Source organism: Pseudoalteromonas sp. S558 (assembly GCF_005886635.1).
In the GTDB taxonomy this organism is placed as follows: Bacteria; Pseudomonadota; Gammaproteobacteria; order Enterobacterales; family Alteromonadaceae; genus Pseudoalteromonas; species Pseudoalteromonas aliena.
On record NZ_PNDU01000211.1, the window covers coordinates 1 to 372 of the forward strand.

The 372-nt window shown below is 41.9% G+C and carries 1 protein-coding gene; it reads right to left on the bottom strand.

Going from position 1 to position 372, the window contains the following annotated elements:
- Window positions 1-197: RHS repeat domain-containing protein (locus CWB66_RS14485; RefSeq protein ID WP_289508507.1), on the bottom strand; the 197-nt coding region annotated here is incomplete at its 3' end.
- Window positions 198-372: the final 175 nt, after the last annotated feature.

Consider the following 372-nt stretch of genomic DNA (forward strand, 5'->3'; position numbering starts at 1 on the left):
TTTATAAAGCGCTGTTGTTTAGGGCTGTAGTAGCGATAGCGGTTGTAATGCAGGCCACTCTCTTCATCTAAATATTGTCCTTGAAAACGGATTGGCTGAGTGAAAGACTCTTCTTTATTTGATTCTGCTTTTAACTCTTCATAACCATACGCATCGGCTTGGTTTTCCCAAACGACTTCTGCTTTGTTGTTTGTCACAAAACGTGGTGTATTAAGCTGGTCTAGGTGGTAGTAGTAAACCTCACCTTGTTTAATTAGCGCAACAGGGTGAAATTGATTTGGCAGGTTGATATACGGTGTTTGTCAAACTAGTTGTCGCGATCACTACGTTATGCACTCTCCACGTTGACGATTTCACGTTCGGGGTTTAGGT